Below are 17191 nucleotides of genomic sequence, written 5' to 3'. Positions count from 1 at the left end.
AGGGGGTGGTGCCGGCTTCCGGAAACGCAAAAAAGCCTCAGTCCCCGGACACGAGGTCCGGGGACTGAGGCTAATGATTGTTCGGCGGCGTCCTACTCTCCCACAGGGTCCCCCCTGCAGTACCATCGGCGCTGAAAGGCTTAGCTTCCGGGTTCGGAATGTAACCGGGCGTTTCCCTAACGCTATGACCACCGAAACACTATGAAGATATCCGAACTACAACCAGCCACCCCAAACAAGGGGGTGTGGGAGTTCGTTACTTCAGAACTAACACAGTGGACGCGAGCAACTGAGGACAAGCCCTCGGCCTATTAGTACCGGTCAACTCCACCCATTACTGGGCTTCCATATCCGGCCTATCAACCCAGTCGTCTACTGGGAGCCTTACCCTCTCAAGGAGGTGGGAATACTCATCTCGAAGCAGGCTTCCCGCTTAGATGCTTTCAGCGGTTATCCCTCCCGAACGTAGCCAACCAGCCATGCCCTTGGCAGAACAACTGGCACACCAGAGGTTCGTCCGTCCCGGTCCTCTCGTACTAGGGACAGCCCTTCTCAATATTCCTACGCGCACAGCGGATAGGGACCGAACTGTCTCACGACGTTCTAAACCCAGCTCGCGTACCGCTTTAATGGGCGAACAGCCCAACCCTTGGGACCGACTCCAGCCCCAGGATGCGACGAGCCGACATCGAGGTGCCAAACCATCCCGTCGATATGGACTCTTGGGGAAGATCAGCCTGTTATCCCCGGGGTACCTTTTATCCGTTGAGCGACGGCGCTTCCACAAGCCACCGCCGGATCACTAGTCCCGACTTTCGTCCCTGCTCGACCCGTCGGTCTCACAGTCAAGCTCCCTTGTGCACTTACACTCAACACCTGATTGCCAACCAGGCTGAGGGAACCTTTGGGCGCCTCCGTTACCCTTTAGGAGGCAACCGCCCCAGTTAAACTACCCATCAGACACTGTCCCTGATCCGGATCACGGACCCAGGTTAGACATCCAGCACGACCAGAGTGGTATTTCAACGACGACTCCACCTGAACTGGCGTCCAAGCTTCACAGTCTCCCACCTATCCTACACAAGCCGAACCGAACACCAATATCAAACTGTAGTAAAGGTCCCGGGGTCTTTCCGTCCTGCTGCGCGAAACGAGCATCTTTACTCGTAGTGCAATTTCACCGGGCCTATGGTTGAGACAGTCGAGAAGTCGTTACGCCATTCGTGCAGGTCGGAACTTACCCGACAAGGAATTTCGCTACCTTAGGATGGTTATAGTTACCACCGCCGTTTACTGGCGCTTAAGTTCTCAGCTTCGCCCCACCGAAATGGAGCTAACCGGTCCCCTTAACGTTCCAGCACCGGGCAGGCGTCAGTCCGTATACATCGCCTTACGGCTTCGCACGGACCTGTGTTTTTAGTAAACAGTCGCTTCTCGCTGGTCTCTGCGGCCACCCCCAGCTCGAGCAGCAAGTGCTCTCACCAGTGATGGCCCCCCTTCTCCCGAAGTTACGGGGGCATTTTGCCGAGTTCCTTAACCATAGTTCACCCGAACGCCTCGGTATTCTCTACCTGACCACCTGAGTCGGTTTAGGGTACGGGCCGCCATGAAACTCGCTAGAGGCTTTTCTCGACAGCATAGGATCATCCACTTCACCACAATCGGCTCGGCATCAGGTCTCAGCCTTAACGTGTGACGGATTTGCCTATCACACGGCCTACACCCTTACCCCGGGACAACCACCGCCCGGGCTGGACTACCTTCCTGCGTCACCCCATCGCTTACCTACTACAGGTCTGGTCCGTCGGCTCCACCACTTTCCTTTCCCCGAAGGGTCCGGAACGGCTTCACGGACTTAGCATCGCCTGGTTCGATATTGGGCGTTTCAAAGCGGGTACCGGAATATCAACCGGTTGTCCATCGACTACGCCTGTCGGCCTCGCCTTAGGTCCCGACTTACCCTGGGCAGATCAGCTTGACCCAGGAACCCTTAGTCAATCGGCGCACACGTTTCTCACGTGTGTATCGCTACTCATGCCTGCATTCTCACTCGTGAACCGTCCACAACTCGCTTCCGCGGCTGCTTCACCCGGCACACGACGCTCCCCTACCCATCACAGCGGGCGTTGGCCCGTATGCTGCAATGACACGACTTCGGCGGTACGCTTGAGCCCCGCTACATTGTCGGCGCGGAATCACTTGACCAGTGAGCTATTACGCACTCTTTCAAGGGTGGCTGCTTCTAAGCCAACCTCCTGGTTGTCTCTGCGACTCCACATCCTTTCCCACTTAGCGTACGCTTAGGGGCCTTAGTCGATGCTCTGGGCTGTTTCCCTCTCGACCATGGAGCTTATCCCCCACAGTCTCACTGCCGCGCTCTCACTTACCGGCATTCGGAGTTTGGCTAAGGTCAGTAACCCGGTAGGGCCCATCGCCTATCCAGTGCTCTACCTCCGGCAAGAAACACACGACGCTGCACCTAAATGCATTTCGGGGAGAACCAGCTATCACGGAGTTTGATTGGCCTTTCACCCCTAACCACAGGTCATCCCCCAGGTTTTCAACCCTGGTGGGTTCGGTCCTCCACGAAGTCTTACCTCCGCTTCAACCTGCCCATGGCTAGATCACTCCGCTTCGGGTCTTGAGCGCGCTACTAAATCGCCCTGTTCGGACTCGCTTTCGCTACGGCTTCCCCACACGGGTTAACCTCGCAACACACCGCAAACTCGCAGGCTCATTCTTCAAAAGGCACGCAGTCACGACACAGAGACAAGTCTCTGTGCGACGCTCCCACGGCTTGTAGGCACACGGTTTCAGGTACTATTTCACTCCGCTCCCGCGGTACTTTTCACCATTCCCTCACGGTACTATCCGCTATCGGTCACCAGGGAATATTTAGGCTTAGCGGGTGGTCCCGCCAGATTCACACGGGATTTCTCGGGCCCCGTGCTACTTGGGTGTCTCTCAAACGAGCCGCATGAGTTTCAGCTACGGGGGTCTTACCCTCTACGCCGGACCTTTCGCATGTCCTTCGCCTACTCATACGGTTTCTGACTCGTCTCACAGCCGGCAGACTGTGAAAGAGAGATCCCACAACCCCGCATGCGCAACCCCTGCCGGGTATCACACGCATACGGTTTGGCCTCATCCGGTTTCGCTCGCCACTACTCCCGGAATCACGGTTGTTTTCTCTTCCTGAGGGTACTGAGATGTTTCACTTCCCCTCGTTCCCTCCACACTGCCTATGTGTTCAGCAGTGGGTGACAGCCCATGACGACTGCCGGGTTTCCCCATTCGGAAACCCCCGGATCAAAGCCTGGTTGACGGCTCCCCGGGGACTATCGTGGCCTCCCACGTCCTTCATCGGTTCCTGGTGCCAAGGCATCCACCGTGCGCCCTTAAAAACTTGGCCACAGATGCTCGCGTCCACTGTGCAGTTCTCAAGCAACGACCAGCCACCCATCACCCTGCCGTACAAGACGAACAGGTTCACTGGGGCCGGCATCGCAGAAGGGCGAGCAACGCTCGCACCCTCAGACACCCAACAGCGTGCCCGACACTCTCGTTCCTTCTCCGTGTTCCACGCCGAAGCAGTACTGACAGGAAGATTCCGAGTGTGCCGAATAATCAACGTTCCACCCATGAGCAACCAGCATCGGACGTTCGCCGATGTTCTGGCCTCTGACCAGCCGTGGCTGGTGAGAAGTGCTCCTTAGAAAGGAGGTGATCCAGCCGCACCTTCCGGTACGGCTACCTTGTTACGACTTCGTCCCAATCGCCAGTCCCACCTTCGACAGCTCCCTCCCACAAGGGGTTGGGCCACCGGCTTCGGGTGTTACCGACTTTCGTGACGTGACGGGCGGTGTGTACAAGGCCCGGGAACGTATTCACCGCAGCAATGCTGATCTGCGATTACTAGCAACTCCGACTTCATGGGGTCGAGTTGCAGACCCCAATCCGAACTGAGACCGGCTTTTTGAGATTCGCTCTGCCTCGCGGCTTCGCAGCTCTTTGTACCGGCCATTGTAGCACGTGTGCAGCCCAAGACATAAGGGGCATGATGACTTGACGTCGTCCCCACCTTCCTCCGAGTTGACCCCGGCAGTCTCCTGTGAGTCCCCATCACCCCGAAGGGCATGCTGGCAACACAGAACAAGGGTTGCGCTCGTTGCGGGACTTAACCCAACATCTCACGACACGAGCTGACGACAGCCATGCACCACCTGTATACCGACCACAAGGGGGCGACCATCTCTGGCCGTTTCCGGTATATGTCAAGCCTTGGTAAGGTTCTTCGCGTTGCGTCGAATTAAGCCACATGCTCCGCTGCTTGTGCGGGCCCCCGTCAATTCCTTTGAGTTTTAGCCTTGCGGCCGTACTCCCCAGGCGGGGAACTTAATGCGTTAGCTGCGGCACCGACGACGTGGAATGTCGCCAACACCTAGTTCCCAACGTTTACGGCGTGGACTACCAGGGTATCTAATCCTGTTCGCTCCCCACGCTTTCGCTCCTCAGCGTCAGTAATGGCCCAGAGATCCGCCTTCGCCACCGGTGTTCCTCCTGATATCTGCGCATTTCACCGCTACACCAGGAATTCCGATCTCCCCTACCACACTCTAGCCTGCCCGTATCGAATGCAGACCCGGGGTTAAGCCCCGGGCTTTCACATCCGACGTGACAAGCCGCCTACGAGCTCTTTACGCCCAATAATTCCGGACAACGCTTGCGCCCTACGTATTACCGCGGCTGCTGGCACGTAGTTAGCCGGCGCTTCTTCTGCAGGTACCGTCACTTTCGCTTCTTCCCTGCTGAAAGAGGTTTACAACCCGAAGGCCGTCATCCCTCACGCGGCGTCGCTGCATCAGGCTTTCGCCCATTGTGCAATATTCCCCACTGCTGCCTCCCGTAGGAGTCTGGGCCGTGTCTCAGTCCCAGTGTGGCCGGTCGCCCTCTCAGGCCGGCTACCCGTCGTCGCCTTGGTAGGCCATTACCCCACCAACAAGCTGATAGGCCGCGGGCTCATCCTTCACCGCCGGAGCTTTCCACCACTGAGGATGCCTTCAGTGGTCGTATCCGGTATTAGACCCCGTTTCCAGGGCTTGTCCCAGAGTGAAGGGCAGATTGCCCACGTGTTACTCACCCGTTCGCCACTAATCCCCCACCGAAGTGGGTTCATCGTTCGACTTGCATGTGTTAAGCACGCCGCCAGCGTTCGTCCTGAGCCAGGATCAAACTCTCCGTGAATGTTTACCCGTGATCGGGTTGACACTCGCGTTGAGCGGAACCAGAGGGGAGGAATAGTCCCCTCGGTTCACAGCGTCCTCGCTGTGTTTTCTTCAAAGGAACCTCGACCATCCGTTGGATGGACGGGGTATCAACTAATCTGGCGTTGATTTTTGGCACGCTGTTGAGTTCTCAAGGAACGGACGCTTCCTTTGTACTCACCCTTGCGGGTTTTCCTCCGGGCGCTTCCCTTCGGTATTTCGTGTTTCCAGCTTAGCAGATCCGTTTTCCGTTTCCGCCACCCGCTGGAGCGGGCTGTTGCCTTCTCGGTTCTTTCGCTTTCGCGCTTTCCCGTTCTGGCGGTGCCGACTCTATCAGCCTTTTTCCGTCTCCCTGACCGCCACCCTCCGGACACCCCAATGGACACAGAGGTGCGTCAGAGGTGTAGACCAGAGGTGTAGACCAGTTAGGATCCGGCTTGAGAGTCGCTGCCGGCCTTCGACGCACAGTCGCGTCCGGGGGCCGAGCAGGGGTACGACCCTACCGCCCGTTGGCAGTTGAGGCAAATCGTTGCCGGTGGTCCCTAGGTCCGCCAACCCGGACGTCTCGGGCAGAACCCGGACTTCTCATGACATACGCTCTGATCAACGCGCCGTCCTGGACAGGCAGTGACGGCGTGCAACAGCATCTCCACCCCCCTGGGAGGCCCCCCATGACCACTGTGACGTCGCCGCTCGAGGGCCGCGCCATCGGACTCGCCGCCGTACCCGACCCCGTCTTCTCCGGGGCGATGGTCGGTCCCGGTACGGCCATCGACCCCGTGCGCGAGGCTTCGTCGGCCGTGGCTCCCGTGGACGGCATCGTGGTGTCCCTGCACCCGCACGCGTTCGTGGTCGTCGACGGCGAGGGCCACGGGGTGCTCACGCACCTGGGCATCGACACCGTCCAGCTCAATGGCGAGGGCTTCGAGCTGCTCGTGAACAAGGGGGACACCGTTTCGCGCGGGCAGGCCGTCGTGCGCTGGAACCCGGCGGCCGTCGAGGCGGCCGGCAAGTCGCCGATCTGCCCGATCGTGGCCCTGGAGGCCACCGCCGACTCTCTCGGCGCGGTCGTCGAGGACGGCGACGTGAAGGCCGGTGACTCCCTCTTCTCCTGGCAGTGACGTCACCGCCGTCGTGACCGACGGCAGCAGGTCGGGACATTCAACGGGGCGGCTCCGGCCGCCGCTCAATCGGAGACAGGTGTAATGGAGACAACGCTTCGGGGCGTCGGGGTGAGCCACGGTGTGGCGATCGGCGAGGTCCGCCACATGGGTACGGCCGTCCTCGAACCCCCGGCCAAGCAGATCCCCGCCGAGGAGGCGGAGCGCGAGCAGGGGCGTGCCCGCCAGGCGGTCGAGGCGGTGGCCGCCGACCTGATCGCGCGCGGCAATCTCGCCGGCGGCGAGGCCCAGCACGTGCTCGAGGCGCAGGCCATGATGGCGCAGGACCCCGAGCTGATGGCCGACGTCGAGCGCCGTATCGCCGTGGGGAGCACCGCCGAGCGTGCCGTCTACGACGCGTTCGCCGCGTACCGCGCTCTGCTGGCCGGTGCCGGGGAGTACCTGGCGGGCCGGGTCGCGGACCTGGACGACGTGCGGAACCGGATCGTGGCGCGGCTGCTGGGTGTGCCGATGCCGGGTGTTCCGGACAGTGACGAGCCGTATGTGCTGATCGCGCGGGACCTGGCTCCGGCGGACACGGCGCTGCTGGACCCGGCGCTGGTGCTCGGTTTCGTCACCGAGGAGGGCGGGCCGACGAGTCACAGCGCGATCCTGGCGCGGGCGCTGGGCGTGCCGGCCGTGGTGGCGTTGCCGGGTGCCGGTGAGCTGGCCGAGGGCACGGTGATCGCGGTGGACGGCAGTACCGGCGAGATCTTCGTGGAGCCGAGCGGCGAGAAGCGGGCCGAGATGGAGCAGGCGGCGGCCGCGCGCAAGGCGGCGCTGTCGGCGGCGACGGGTCCGGGTGCGACGTCGGACGGGCACAAGGTGCCGTTGCTGGCGAACGTGGGCGGGCCGGCCGATGTGCCGGCGGCGGTGGAGGCCGGGGCGGAGGGTGTCGGGCTGTTCCGTACCGAGTTCCTGTTCCTGGACGACAGCGAGCGGGCTCCGTCGGAGGCCAAGCAGGTCGAGGCGTACCGCAAGGTGCTGGAGGCGTTCCCCGAGGGGCGGGTGGTCGTGCGGGTGCTGGACGCCGGTGCGGACAAGCCGCTCGACTTCCTGACTCCGGGCGACGAGCCGAACCCGGCGCTGGGGGTGCGGGGTCTGCGGACGCTGCTGGATCATCCGGAGGTGCTGCGGACGCAGCTGGCGGCGTTGTCGAAGGCGGCCGAGGGGCTGCCGGTGTACCTCGAGGTCATGGCGCCGATGGTGGCCGACCGCAAGGATGCGAAGGCGTTCGCGGACGCGTGCCGGGAGGCGGGGCTCCGGGCGAAGTTCGGCGCGATGGTGGAGATTCCGTCCGCCGCGCTGCGGGCGCGTTCGATCCTTCAGGAGGTCGAGTTCCTCTCGCTGGGGACGAACGACCTGGCGCAGTACACGTTCGCCGCCGACCGTCAGGTGGGGGCGGTGTCGCGTTTGCAGGATCCGTGGCAGCCGGCGCTGCTGGATCTGGTGGCGCTCGCGGCGGAGGCGGCCTCGGCCGAGGGCAAGAGCTGCGGTGTGTGCGGTGAGGCTGCCGCGGACCCGCTGCTGGCGTGTGTGCTGACGGGTCTGGGCGTCACCTCCTTGTCGATGGGTGCCGCGTCCATTCCGTATGTGCGGGCGACGCTGGCGAAGCACACGCTGGCGCAGTGCGAGCGGGCTGCGGCCGCCGCGCGGGCGACGGACTCGGCCGAGGAGGCCCGGCTGGCCGCGCAGGCGGTGCTGTCCGGGGAGTAGTCCCCCGGGCGGGTGTGGTGAGGGGCTTTCCCGCCGGTGGCGGGGAAGCCCCTTTTCCGTGGTGGGTGCGCGGTCAGTGGTGGGTGGGCCAGGGGTCGTCGGGGGTGATGTCGAATCCGGCGCGGTGGTCGACGCCGGGTTCGGGTGGGAGGGGTTCGCCGGTGTCGGCGTCGGTGCAGTAGGCGTTGAACACTTCGGCCGCGGTGAGCGGGACGAGCCGACCGCGGTCGAGGCGCCAGCCGTGGACGCGGTCGGGTGCGGCGGGTGTGATGGTGCGCAGGACGAGGCCGCCTCGGCTTTCGAGGGCGATGCCGGCGGCGAGGACGGTGACGAACTCGGCGCCTTCGGTGGAGTCGAGCCGGGCGGGGCCGGTGGGTGGGCGTTCGGCGTGGAGGGTGGCGAGGAGCTGCTCGTCGGTGGGGACGCTGACGACGAGGTGGTGGGTGCCGGGGCCGGCTTCTTCGAGAAGTCGGGTCAGGGTGTGCGAGGCCTGGTCGAAGGCGGCGCGGCCGATGTCCTGGCCGCAGTCGGCGCACTCGCCCAGGTCGGTGAGGAGCATGGTGGCGTACTCCCACGTCGCTTGCCTGACCGCGCGGTGGATGAGGAGGGGGACGAGCCGGTCGATGGGCTGTCCCGTGTAGGGGACGCTGGGGCCGGTGGCGGCGAGCTCGGCGGTGAAGCGGCTGCGGCTGGCCGGGGTGTCCGGGTCGAGTCCGGTCTCGGTGCAGTAGTCGGCGTAGTCCTCGGGGTCGAAGAGGGCGACGGTGGTGTGTCCGCCCTGGGTGGCGAGGGTTTCGAGGAGTTTCTCGATCTGGCGGAGGTAGGTGTCGTGGTCGTCGAAGGTGAAGCTGCGGTAGCGGTGGCGCATGGCCGTGAAGTCCTGTTCGTCGGCGATGACGGCGACGGTGCTGGGTACTTCGCGGCGCAAGGCGCGTCGCATGGCTGTGGTCTGCCTGGTGTGTGCCATGAATCCCCCTGGTCCATCAATGCTCACTCACAGTAATCGGAGCCACTGACAGTGAGGGATGGGGAGCCGGGGGGGCCATGGGTGCGGCGGGCGGGTCAGAGGTTCTCTGAAGGGGTGGCGTGCGGCGAACTCCGGGGCGGTGATGAGCTTGCGGGTGCAGGGCGAGCGAGGCGTCGTTGAACGCGTTGATGCCCGCCTCGCACTTGTGGTGGCGGCGCTCGCCGAACATGAAGCGCAGCAGCAGCACGACAGCGTCCGCGGCGTCCTCGGGCTCGATCCCGCGGAGTCGTACCCGCTCACCGGTCCAGAAGGGTGCTCATCGCCCTCCCTGGGCGCGCTTGCGGGCGAGGCCCTCGTAGAAGCGGAGCAGGTCGAGGTCGTCGACCGAGCCGGGGTTGACGGCCTTGGCGAGGTCCGTGCCCTGGAGGAGGCGCTTGACCGGGACCTCGATGCGCTTGCCGGTGAGGGTGTGCGGGACGCCGGGGACCTCGATGATCTCGTCCGGGACGTGGCGCGGGGACAGCTCCGTACGGATGGTCTGCTTGATCCTGCCGACGAGGTCCTCGTCCAGGGTGGCGCCTTCGGCGAGGTGGACGAAGAGGGGCATCCAGTAGCCGCCCTCCGGTTCCTCCAGGCCGATGACGAGCGATTCGCGGATTTCGGGGAGCCGTTCCACGGCCTCGTAGATGTCGGCGCTCCCCATGCGGACGCCCTGGCGGTTGAGGGTGGAGTCGGAGCGGCCGTGGATGACGACCGAGCCGCGGTCGGTGATGGTGATCCAGTCGCCGTGGCGCCAGACGCCGGGGAACATCTCGAAGTAGCTGTCGTGGTAGCGGCTGCCGTCGGGGTCGTTCCAGAAGCGGACGGGCATGGAGGGCATGGGGTTGGTGACCACCAGCTCCCCCACCTCCCCGGTGACGGGCTTGCCCTGCGGGTCCCAGGCCTGGAGGTCGGTGCCGAGGCAGGCGGCCTGGAGCTCGCCGATGTGCACCGGGAGCGTCGGCACCGCGCCGGCGAAGCAGCTGCACACGTCGGTGCCGCCGCTGACGGAGGCGATCCACAGGTCGTCCCGCACCTCGTCGTGGAGCCAGCGGAAACCGTCCGGCGGGAGCGGCGAACCGGTGGTGGCGACGCAGGCGATCCGCGACAGGTCGTGGTCGCGCGAGGGGTGGACGCCGGCCTTGCGGCAGGCCATGACGTAGGCGGCGGACGTGCCGTACAGGGTGGCTCCGGTGATCTCGGCGACGCGCCACTGGGCGCCGGTGTCCGGATAGCCGGGGCTTCCGTCGTACACGACCACCGTGGTGCCGGTGAGCAGGCCGGAGACGAGGAAGTTCCACATCATCCAGCCGGTGGAGGTGTACCAGAAGAACCGGTCCTCGGGGCCCAGGTCGCAGTGGAGGCCGAGCTGCTTGAAGTGTTCCAGGAGGATGCCGCCCTGGGACTGGACGATCGCCTTGGGCAGGCCTGTCGTCCCGGAGGAGTACAGGACCCACAGGGGGTGGTCGAAGGGGACCTGCTCGAAGACGGGCTCCCTGTCCCCGGTGGTGAGCGCGGACCAGGCGAGCGCGCCCTCGGGGGTGTCCGTGCCGAGCAGCGGGATGTGCACCACCGCGCGGAGAGTGGGCAGCTCGCGGCGCAGCTCGGCGACGGTGTCGCGGCGGTCGTGCTCCTTGCCGCCGTAGCGGTAGCCGTCGACGGTGAACAGGACGACCGGCTCGACCTGCTGGAAGCGGTCGAGGACGCTGCGGGCGCCGAAGTCGGGGGCGCAGGAGGTCCACACGGCTCCGACGGCGGCGGTGGCGAGGAAGGCGGCGACGGCCTGCGGGATGTTCGGCAGGTAGCCGCTGACCCGGTCGCCGGGGCGTACGCCGAGGGCGCGCAGCTCTGCGGCGAGCGCGCCCACCTGGCGGCGCAGCTCGGCCCAGCTGACCGGCGTCACCTCCTGCGTCTCGTCCACGTGGAGCAGGGCGGGCGCGTCGGGCCGGTCGGCGGCGGCGCGCAGCGCGTGCTCGGCGTAGTTGAGGGTGGCGCCGGGGAACCACTGCGCGCCGGGCATGGAGCGGTCGCCGAGGACGCTCTCGTACGGCGTGGAGAAGCGGATGTCGAACCACTCGGCGACCGCCTGCCAGAAGGTCTCCAGGTGGTCGACGGACCAGCGGTGCAGTGCGGCGTAGCCGCCTTCGGCGGGCGCGCCGTGCCGCTCGGCCGCCCAGGTCTGGAAGCGGGTGACCGCGGCCGCGTCGATGCGGTCCTGGCCGGGCTGCCAGAGCGGCTCGGAGGGGGCGTGCTCTGTGGTCATGGATCTGCTCCCTGGCTGTACGTCCCTGTACGCGGGTCCGCGTGGGTCGCGCGCACGTGCGGGGGTGTGCGCGTGACGCGGCTCAGCAGGACGATGCCATGTGATCGTTGTTCGCACCAGGGCTCGCCACCTATGGTCGGCGGGATGAACATGTGCTCCCACCATGGGTGAACGGCGGTTGAACGCGCCCTGCGGGGTGTGGGACGGCTGGCAGGGTGGGCGCATGGACGGTCGTGATCTGGTGCGCTCGGTGAGGATCCTCAAGCCGGTGGGCGGGCTGCGGGCGGTGCGGTCGGCGTGGCGGCGGCGCCGGATCGACGCCGAGGCGCTGCGGCCGCGGGGCGCCGAGCGGGCGCGGGTGCCGGGGCCCGTCGAGGGTGTCGAGCCGTTGCCGGGCGGTGGGCTCGTCCGGTTCGCCCGGTCCGCGGTACGGGTGTACGTCACCACCGGCGGCGCCGTGTTCTGGGGCTGGGACGGGGCGGAGCCGCTGCCCTCGTACGCCCTGGCGGGCCGTCCCCCGGAGCCCGACCCCCGGGCGGAGCTGGAGCCGGACAAGGGCGGCGGCTGGCGGGTGGTGTCGGAGCGGGTGACCGTGGCCGTGTCGCGGAACGGCGCCGTGGAGGTCCGTACGCCGGGCGGCGTCGTCCTGCGGCGGGACGTGCCGCCCCGGTGGTGGGAGCCGGCCGCCGGGGGCCCGGCGCGGTGGGTGCAGCGGTCGGAGGTGCCGGCCGACGCGCGGTTCTTCGGGCTGGGCGGGCGGGCCGGCGGGCCGCGGCTGCGCAGCGGGACGTACCGGCTGTGGAACACCGACCCGCGCGGCAGCTTCGGGCCCGGTGACGATCCGCTCTACATCACCATGCCGGTGCAGCTGGTCGTGTCCGACGCGGGTACGCACCTGGCGTTCCACGACAACTCCTGGGACGGGGAGGTGACGCTGCGGGAGGGCGAGGAGGGCGCGGGCTCGGGACACGACCGGCCGGGTGCGAGCGAGGTGCGGATGAGCGGGGGGCCGCTGCGCTGCTGGGTGGTCGTCGGCACCCCCGCGCGCGTGCTCCACGGCTGGACGGTCCTCACCGGCGCGCCGGCGCTCCCCCCGTCGTGGGCGCTCGGGCCGCAGCACGCCCGCTGGGGGTTCGGCAGCGCGGAGGAGGTGCGCCGGGTGGTGGCCGGCTACCGGGAGCGGAACCTGCCGCTGTCGGCGCTGCACCTGGACATCGACCACTACGACCGGCACCAGGTGTTCACGGTGGACGAGGAGCGGTTCCCCGACCTGCGGGGGCTCGCGCGGACGCTGCGGGAGGACGGGGTGCGGCTGGTGTCGATCGTCGACCCGGCGGTGAAGGCGGAGAGCGGGAACGCCGTCCATGACAGCGGCTCCCGCGTGGGCGCCTCGGGGGCGTTCGTCCGGGACTCCCGGGGCGCTGTGGTGCGCGGGGTGGTGTGGCCGGGTGAGTGCGTGTACCCGGACTTCACGGACCCGGCGGTGCGCGAGTGGTGGGGCGGGCTCTACGAGGAGCGGCTGGCGCAGGGGTTTTCCGGGGTGTGGCACGACATGAACGAGCCGGTCTCCTTCACGCCCTTCGGGGACATGACGCTGCCGCGGTCGGCACGGCACGTCCTGGAGGGCCGGGGAGGCGACCACCGGGAGGCCCACAACGTGTACGGGCTGGCGATGGCCAGGGCCGGGTACGAGGGCCTGCGGCGGCTGCGCCCGGACGAGCGGCCCTTCCTGTTCTCCCGCTCCGGCTGGGCCGGGATGCAGCGGTACGGCGGGACCTGGTCCGGAGACGTGTCGACCGGGTGGCCGGGGCTGCGCGCGTCCCTGTCGCTGGTGCTGGGCCTGGGGTTGTGCGGCGTGCCGTACTCGGGTCCGGACGTGGGCGGTTTCGACGGCAGCCCGTCACCGGAGCTGTTCCTGCGGTGGTTCCAGCTGGGTGCCTGGCTGCCGCTGTTCCGTACGCACGCGGCGATCGACGCGGGACGGCGCGAACCGTGGGAGTTCGGGCCGCGGGTCCTCGAACACGCCCGGGCCGCGCTGGCCGAACGGGAACGGCTGCGCCCCTACTTCGTCACGCTGGCGCACCTGGCCCGCCGCACGGGCGCGCCCTATGCGCGGCCCGTCTGGTGGGGCTCCCCCGAGGACCGGGCGCTGCGGGACTGCGAGGACGCCTTCCTGCTGGGTGACGGGCTGCTGGTCGCCCCCGTACTGGCGCGCGGCACGGACCGGCGCGCGGTCCGGCTGCCGCGCGGGCGCTGGTACGACAGGGCGACCGGCCGGGCGTACGAGGGCCCCGGCCAGGTGCTGGTGGACGCGCCCCTGTCGCGGATCCCGGTGTTCGTACGGGCCGGCGCGGTGCTCCCGGTGCGGGGCGGGGACGGGACGGCCGGGCTGGAGGTGTGGGCCCCGGCGGCGGGGCGCACCGGTGGGGGGCTCGTGGTGCGGGACGCGGGCGACGGGTGGGCGGAGGCGGAGATCGAGCGGTACACGTCCCGGCTGGTGGACGGGGAGGTCGTGGTGGAGCGCGTCATGGCCGAGGGTGCGGCGGTGCGGGTGGAGGGGGTGGAGGTGCGGGGGCTGGGGTGAGGGTGGGGTGAGGGGCTGGGTCGGGGCGCGGGGGGATGGAGAGGCGTGGCCGTCAGTGGTAGTGGCCCGCGAACCAGTTGGCGACCGCCGCCGTGTGGAGCGGGAAGGCCAGTTCCTGCGGGGCGTGCAGCAGGTGGTGTCCGGCCGTCTCGTCGGTGGCGGCGGAGGGCGGGAGGGCGGCGGCCGGGCGCTCGGGCAGGAGGCCGAAGACGAGCAGGTGGCCGGCGGGTGAGCTCATCGCGTCGGCCAGGGTGACGTCGCGGGCGGCGGCCTCGATGCCGGTCTCCTCCTTCAGTTCGCGCACCACCGCGTCCCGCCAGTCCTCGCCGTGGTCGATGAACCCTCCCGGCAGGGCCACCCCGCCGCGATGGGGTTCGATGGTGCGGGTGATGACGACGAGTCCGGTGCCGTGTGCGTCGGTCGCGGGCAGCAGGGCCACGGCGACGGGCAGCGGGTTGCGGTAGGCGACGGCGCCGCAGCCGGGACAGGCACGGGGCCAGCCCGCGCCGGCCGGGTAGGGGGCGCCGCAACTCGTGCAGTGGGAGTCCTTCACGGAGACGGACTGTACCGACACGGACGGGATTTGATAGACGGTGCGCATGACTGGATTCGTTTCCGCCGCATCCGCTGTCCGTGCCCTGGTGACCGTCGCCGCCACCGCGCTCGTCCTCGGGTCGACGGCGACGACGTCGACGGCCACGACGGCAGCGCCCATGACGTCGGCGGCCGCCGCGTCGACCGCCGCAGCGCCCGTCGTGCGGGCCACGCCCGAGCCCAAGGCCCCGCGCGCGTTCGTGGCCCTGCGTTCCGTCGATCCGACGATCATGCAGGAGATCCGCTACACAACCCGGCACAACTTCGTCGGCGAGCCGGTGGACGGCTACCGGCACCCCCTGTGCATCCTCACGCGGCCGGCCGCGCAGGCCCTCCACCGGGCGCAGGTGAGGCTGCTGCGGCAGGGGTACTCGCTCAAGGTGTACGACTGCTACCGGCCGCAGCGCGCGGTGGACCACTTCGTCCGCTGGGCGAAGGACCTCCAGGACGAGCGGATGAAGGCGGAGTTCTACCCGCTCGTGGCCAAGTCGCGGCTCTTCGCGGACGGGTACATCGCCGAGAAATCCGGGCACAGCAGGGGTTCCACGGTCGACGTGACGCTCGTGAAGCTGCCCGCGGCGCCGACCCGCCCGTACGTGCCCGGCGAGAAGCTGGTCCCGTGCTACGCCCCCCAGGCGGAGCGCTTCCCGGACAACTCCGTCGACATGGGGACGGGCTTCGACTGCTTCGACACGCTCTCCCACACGGACGACCCCCGGATCCAGGGAGCGCAGCGGGCCCACCGCCAGTTGCTGAAGGACACGCTCGCGGCGGTGGGGTTCGTCAACCTGCCCGAGGAGTGGTGGCACTTCACCCACAAGCCGGAGCTCTTCCCGGAGACGTACTTCGACTTCCCCGTAGCCAGGAGGTCGGTGGCGGGTCACTGACGGCCTCTCGCGGGGGTGGGGCCACCCGTGTCACACTCCTGACGTACCGTCACTTTCGTTGCCGGGGAGGGGTCTTGACTCGTGCACGCACACCTGCGGTGGCGGGGTGGTTCACCGACGCTCCCGGTGGGTTCCGGTTGCTGGGCACGCGCTGCTCGGCCTGTTCGGCGGTCTTCTTCCCGCCCGAGGGCGCCTTCTGCCGCAACCCGGACTGCGCGGGCGGCGGCGAGCTGCTGGAGGTGCCGCTGTCCGGGCGCGGGCGCGTCTGGTCGTACACCGACGGCCGCTACCGGCCGCCCGCGCCGTACGTCTCGGACCCCTCCGTGCCGTGGGAGCCGTACACCCTCGTCGCCGTCGAGCTGGCGGCGGAGGCCATGGTGGTGCTGGGGCAGGCGGCTCCCGGTGTGGGCGTCGCGGACCTGGCCGTCGGCATGGAGGTGGAGCTGGTCCCCGGGGTGCTCCACGAGGACGCGGACACGACGTGGACCACCTGGCACTGGCGTCCGGTGACCTCATGAGCGGCGATGTCGCGGTGCTGGGCGCGGGCATGCACCCGTGGGGGAAGTGGGGCCGTTCCTTCGTCGAGTACGGGACGGCCGCGGCGCGGGCCGCGCTCGCCGACGCGGGGGTCGGCTGGCGGGACGTGGACGCGGTGGTCGGCGCCGACACCGTGCGCGGCGGCTATCCGGGGTACGTGGCGGGCGCGACGTTCGCGCGGGCGCTCGGCTGGCAGGGCGCGAGGGTGAGCAGCGTGTACGCGGCGTGCGCCTCCGGCGCCCAGGCCATCGCCACCGCGCGGGCGCAGATCCTGGCCGGACTGGCGGACGTGGTGCTGGTGGTGGGTGCGGACGCGGCGCCCAAGGGGTTCTTCGCGCCCGCCGGCGGGGACCGGCCGGACGACCCCGACTGGCTGCGGTTCCGGCTGCTCGGGGCGACCAATCCGGCGTACTTCGCGCTCTACGCCCGGCGCCGCATGGCCGTGTACGGGGACACGCCCGAGGACTTCGCGCTGGTCAAGGTGAAGAACGCGGCGGCGGGCGCCCTCAATCCGCACGCCCGCTACCGCACCCCCGTGACACCGGACGAGGTGGCCGCCTCCCCCGTGGTGGCCGACCCGCTGCGGCTGCTCGACATCTGCGCGACCTCCGACGGGGGCGCCGCGCTGGTGCTGTCGTCCATGGCGTACGCGCGCGTGCACGGGGTCGGGGAGCCGGTCCGCGTCCGCGCGGTGTCGACCGTCACGCCCACGTATCCGCGTGCCGTGCTCGACCTGCCCGACATCGCCACGGACTCGGCGGCCGGCGCCGCGCCCGCGCCGCCCTTCCGGGAGGCGATCGCGACCGCCGCGTACGAGGAGGCGGGCATCGGGCCCGGGGACCTGTCCCTGGCGGAGGTGTACGACCTGTCGACGGCTCTGGAACTGGAGTGGTACGAGGACCTCGGCCTGTGCGGCCGGGGCGAGGCGGCGAAGCTGCTGCGGGAGGGCGCCACGGCGCTCGGCGGCCGGGTGCCGGTGAACGCGAGCGGCGGCCTCGCCTCCTTCGGGGAGGCGGTACCGGCCCAGGCGATCGCCCAGGTCTGCGAGCTGACGTGGCAGTTGCGCGGCACGGCGGGGCCACGGCAGGTGCCGGGCGCGCGGGCCGGGATCACCGCGAACCAGGGGCTCTTCGGGCACGGTTCCGCGGTCGTCGCCGTTCGCTGAACGCCACCGGGCGCG

9 protein-coding genes and 3 rRNA genes are annotated in these 17191 nt (G+C 68.1%); 6 read left to right on the top strand and 6 right to left on the bottom strand.

Features of this window, described 5'->3' with window-relative positions; translation table 11 throughout:
* Positions 1-79: 79 nt before the first annotated feature.
* The 3 genes from rrf to EIZ62_RS28060 all read right to left on the bottom strand — a co-directional run bounded on the left by rrf (position 80) and on the right by EIZ62_RS28060 (position 5244).
* Positions 80-196: ribosomal RNA gene (gene rrf / locus EIZ62_RS28070) — 5S ribosomal RNA — on the bottom strand.
* 95 nt (positions 197-291) lie between these two features.
* Positions 292-3412 (bottom strand): 23S ribosomal RNA (locus tag EIZ62_RS28065).
* A gap of 304 nt (positions 3413-3716) precedes the next feature.
* Positions 3717-5244, bottom strand: a 16S ribosomal RNA gene (locus tag EIZ62_RS28060).
* The 16S, 23S and 5S rRNA genes sit together here, the layout of an rRNA operon.
* 691 nt (positions 5245-5935) lie before the next feature.
* Between EIZ62_RS28060 and EIZ62_RS28055 the strand changes: the two genes are divergently transcribed.
* Together EIZ62_RS28055 and ptsP are read left to right on the top strand one after the other, a co-directional pair.
* Positions 5936-6385 carry a PTS sugar transporter subunit IIA gene (locus EIZ62_RS28055; RefSeq protein ID WP_156695457.1) on the top strand — a complete coding sequence of 150 codons (450 nt, stop codon included), beginning with the start codon at positions 5936-5938 and terminating at the stop codon, positions 6383-6385.
* Between the two features lie 84 nt (positions 6386-6469).
* A complete protein-coding gene (gene ptsP / locus EIZ62_RS28050; protein WP_156695456.1) occupies positions 6470-8140 on the top strand; it encodes a phosphoenolpyruvate--protein phosphotransferase in 1671 nt (556 codons plus the stop codon).
* A 73-nt stretch (positions 8141-8213) separates the two neighbouring features.
* On the opposite strand, the gene EIZ62_RS28045 is transcribed toward ptsP, so the two are convergent.
* Together EIZ62_RS28045 and EIZ62_RS28040 are read right to left on the bottom strand one after the other, a co-directional pair.
* Positions 8214-9107, bottom strand: coding sequence for a hypothetical protein (locus tag EIZ62_RS28045; protein WP_156695455.1), 894 nt, complete (start codon positions 9105-9107; stop codon positions 8214-8216).
* A 316-nt stretch (positions 9108-9423) separates the two neighbouring features.
* Complete coding sequence (locus EIZ62_RS28040; protein WP_156695454.1) at positions 9424-11409, bottom strand: acetoacetate--CoA ligase; 1986 nt, start codon at positions 11407-11409, stop codon at positions 9424-9426.
* 223 nt (positions 11410-11632) lie between these two features.
* Here EIZ62_RS28040 and EIZ62_RS28035 point away from each other — a divergent pair, with 223 nt between their 5' ends.
* Complete coding sequence (locus EIZ62_RS28035; protein WP_156695453.1) at positions 11633-13993, top strand: glycoside hydrolase family 31 protein; 2361 nt, start codon at positions 11633-11635, stop codon at positions 13991-13993.
* Positions 13994-14045: 52 nt separating this feature from the next.
* On the opposite strand, the gene EIZ62_RS28030 is transcribed toward EIZ62_RS28035, so the two are convergent.
* Positions 14046-14594 (bottom strand): NUDIX domain-containing protein, encoded by a 549-nt coding sequence (locus EIZ62_RS28030; protein ID WP_156695452.1) that lies wholly within the window; start codon positions 14592-14594, stop codon positions 14046-14048.
* Between the two features lie 112 nt (positions 14595-14706).
* Here EIZ62_RS28030 and EIZ62_RS28025 point away from each other — a divergent pair, with 112 nt between their 5' ends.
* The 3 genes from EIZ62_RS28025 (at position 14707) to EIZ62_RS28015 (ending at position 17176) form a co-directional block, all read left to right on the top strand.
* Positions 14707-15474: a M15 family metallopeptidase gene (locus EIZ62_RS28025; protein ID WP_244376318.1), complete on the top strand. Its 768-nt coding sequence runs from the start codon at positions 14707-14709 to the stop codon at positions 15472-15474.
* 74 nt (positions 15475-15548) lie between these two features.
* Entirely contained in the window at positions 15549-15992 is a 444-nt protein-coding gene (locus EIZ62_RS28020) for a Zn-ribbon domain-containing OB-fold protein (protein WP_156695450.1), read from the top strand.
* On the top strand, positions 15989-17176 hold the full coding sequence (locus EIZ62_RS28015; RefSeq protein WP_156696635.1) for a lipid-transfer protein: 1188 nt from the start codon (positions 15989-15991) through the stop codon (positions 17174-17176). The genes EIZ62_RS28020 and EIZ62_RS28015 overlap by 4 nt, the downstream gene beginning before the upstream one ends.
* The last annotated feature ends 15 nt before the right edge of the window (positions 17177-17191 follow it).

The organism is Streptomyces ficellus (assembly GCF_009739905.1).
In the GTDB taxonomy this organism is placed as follows: Bacteria; Actinomycetota; Actinomycetes; order Streptomycetales; family Streptomycetaceae; genus Streptomyces; species Streptomyces ficellus_A.
The sequence above is the reverse complement of the archived record's forward strand: the minus strand, read 5'-3'. Positions and strand labels throughout refer to the sequence as shown.

What these genes read in the sequence shown, in the direction of transcription:
- EIZ62_RS28035 (WP_156695453.1), top strand. Translation starts at nt 11,633, where the DNA reads ATGGACGGTCGTGATCTGGTGCGCTCGGTGAGGATCCTCAAGCCGGTG.
- EIZ62_RS28015 (WP_156696635.1), top strand. Translation starts at nt 15,989, where the DNA reads ATGAGCGGCGATGTCGCGGTGCTGGGCGCGGGCATGCACCCGTGGGGG.
- EIZ62_RS28025 (WP_244376318.1), top strand. Translation starts at nt 14,707, where the DNA reads ATGACGTCGGCGGCCGCCGCGTCGACCGCCGCAGCGCCCGTCGTGCGG.
- EIZ62_RS28045 (WP_156695455.1), bottom strand. Translation starts at nt 9,107, where the DNA reads ATGGCACACACCAGGCAGACCACAGCCATGCGACGCGCCTTGCGCCGC.
- EIZ62_RS28055 (WP_156695457.1), top strand. Translation starts at nt 5,936, where the DNA reads ATGACCACTGTGACGTCGCCGCTCGAGGGCCGCGCCATCGGACTCGCC.
- EIZ62_RS28030 (WP_156695452.1), bottom strand. Translation starts at nt 14,594, where the DNA reads ATGCGCACCGTCTATCAAATCCCGTCCGTGTCGGTACAGTCCGTCTCC.
- EIZ62_RS28040 (WP_156695454.1), bottom strand. Translation starts at nt 11,409, where the DNA reads ATGACCACAGAGCACGCCCCCTCCGAGCCGCTCTGGCAGCCCGGCCAG.
- ptsP (WP_156695456.1), top strand. Translation starts at nt 6,470, where the DNA reads ATGGAGACAACGCTTCGGGGCGTCGGGGTGAGCCACGGTGTGGCGATC.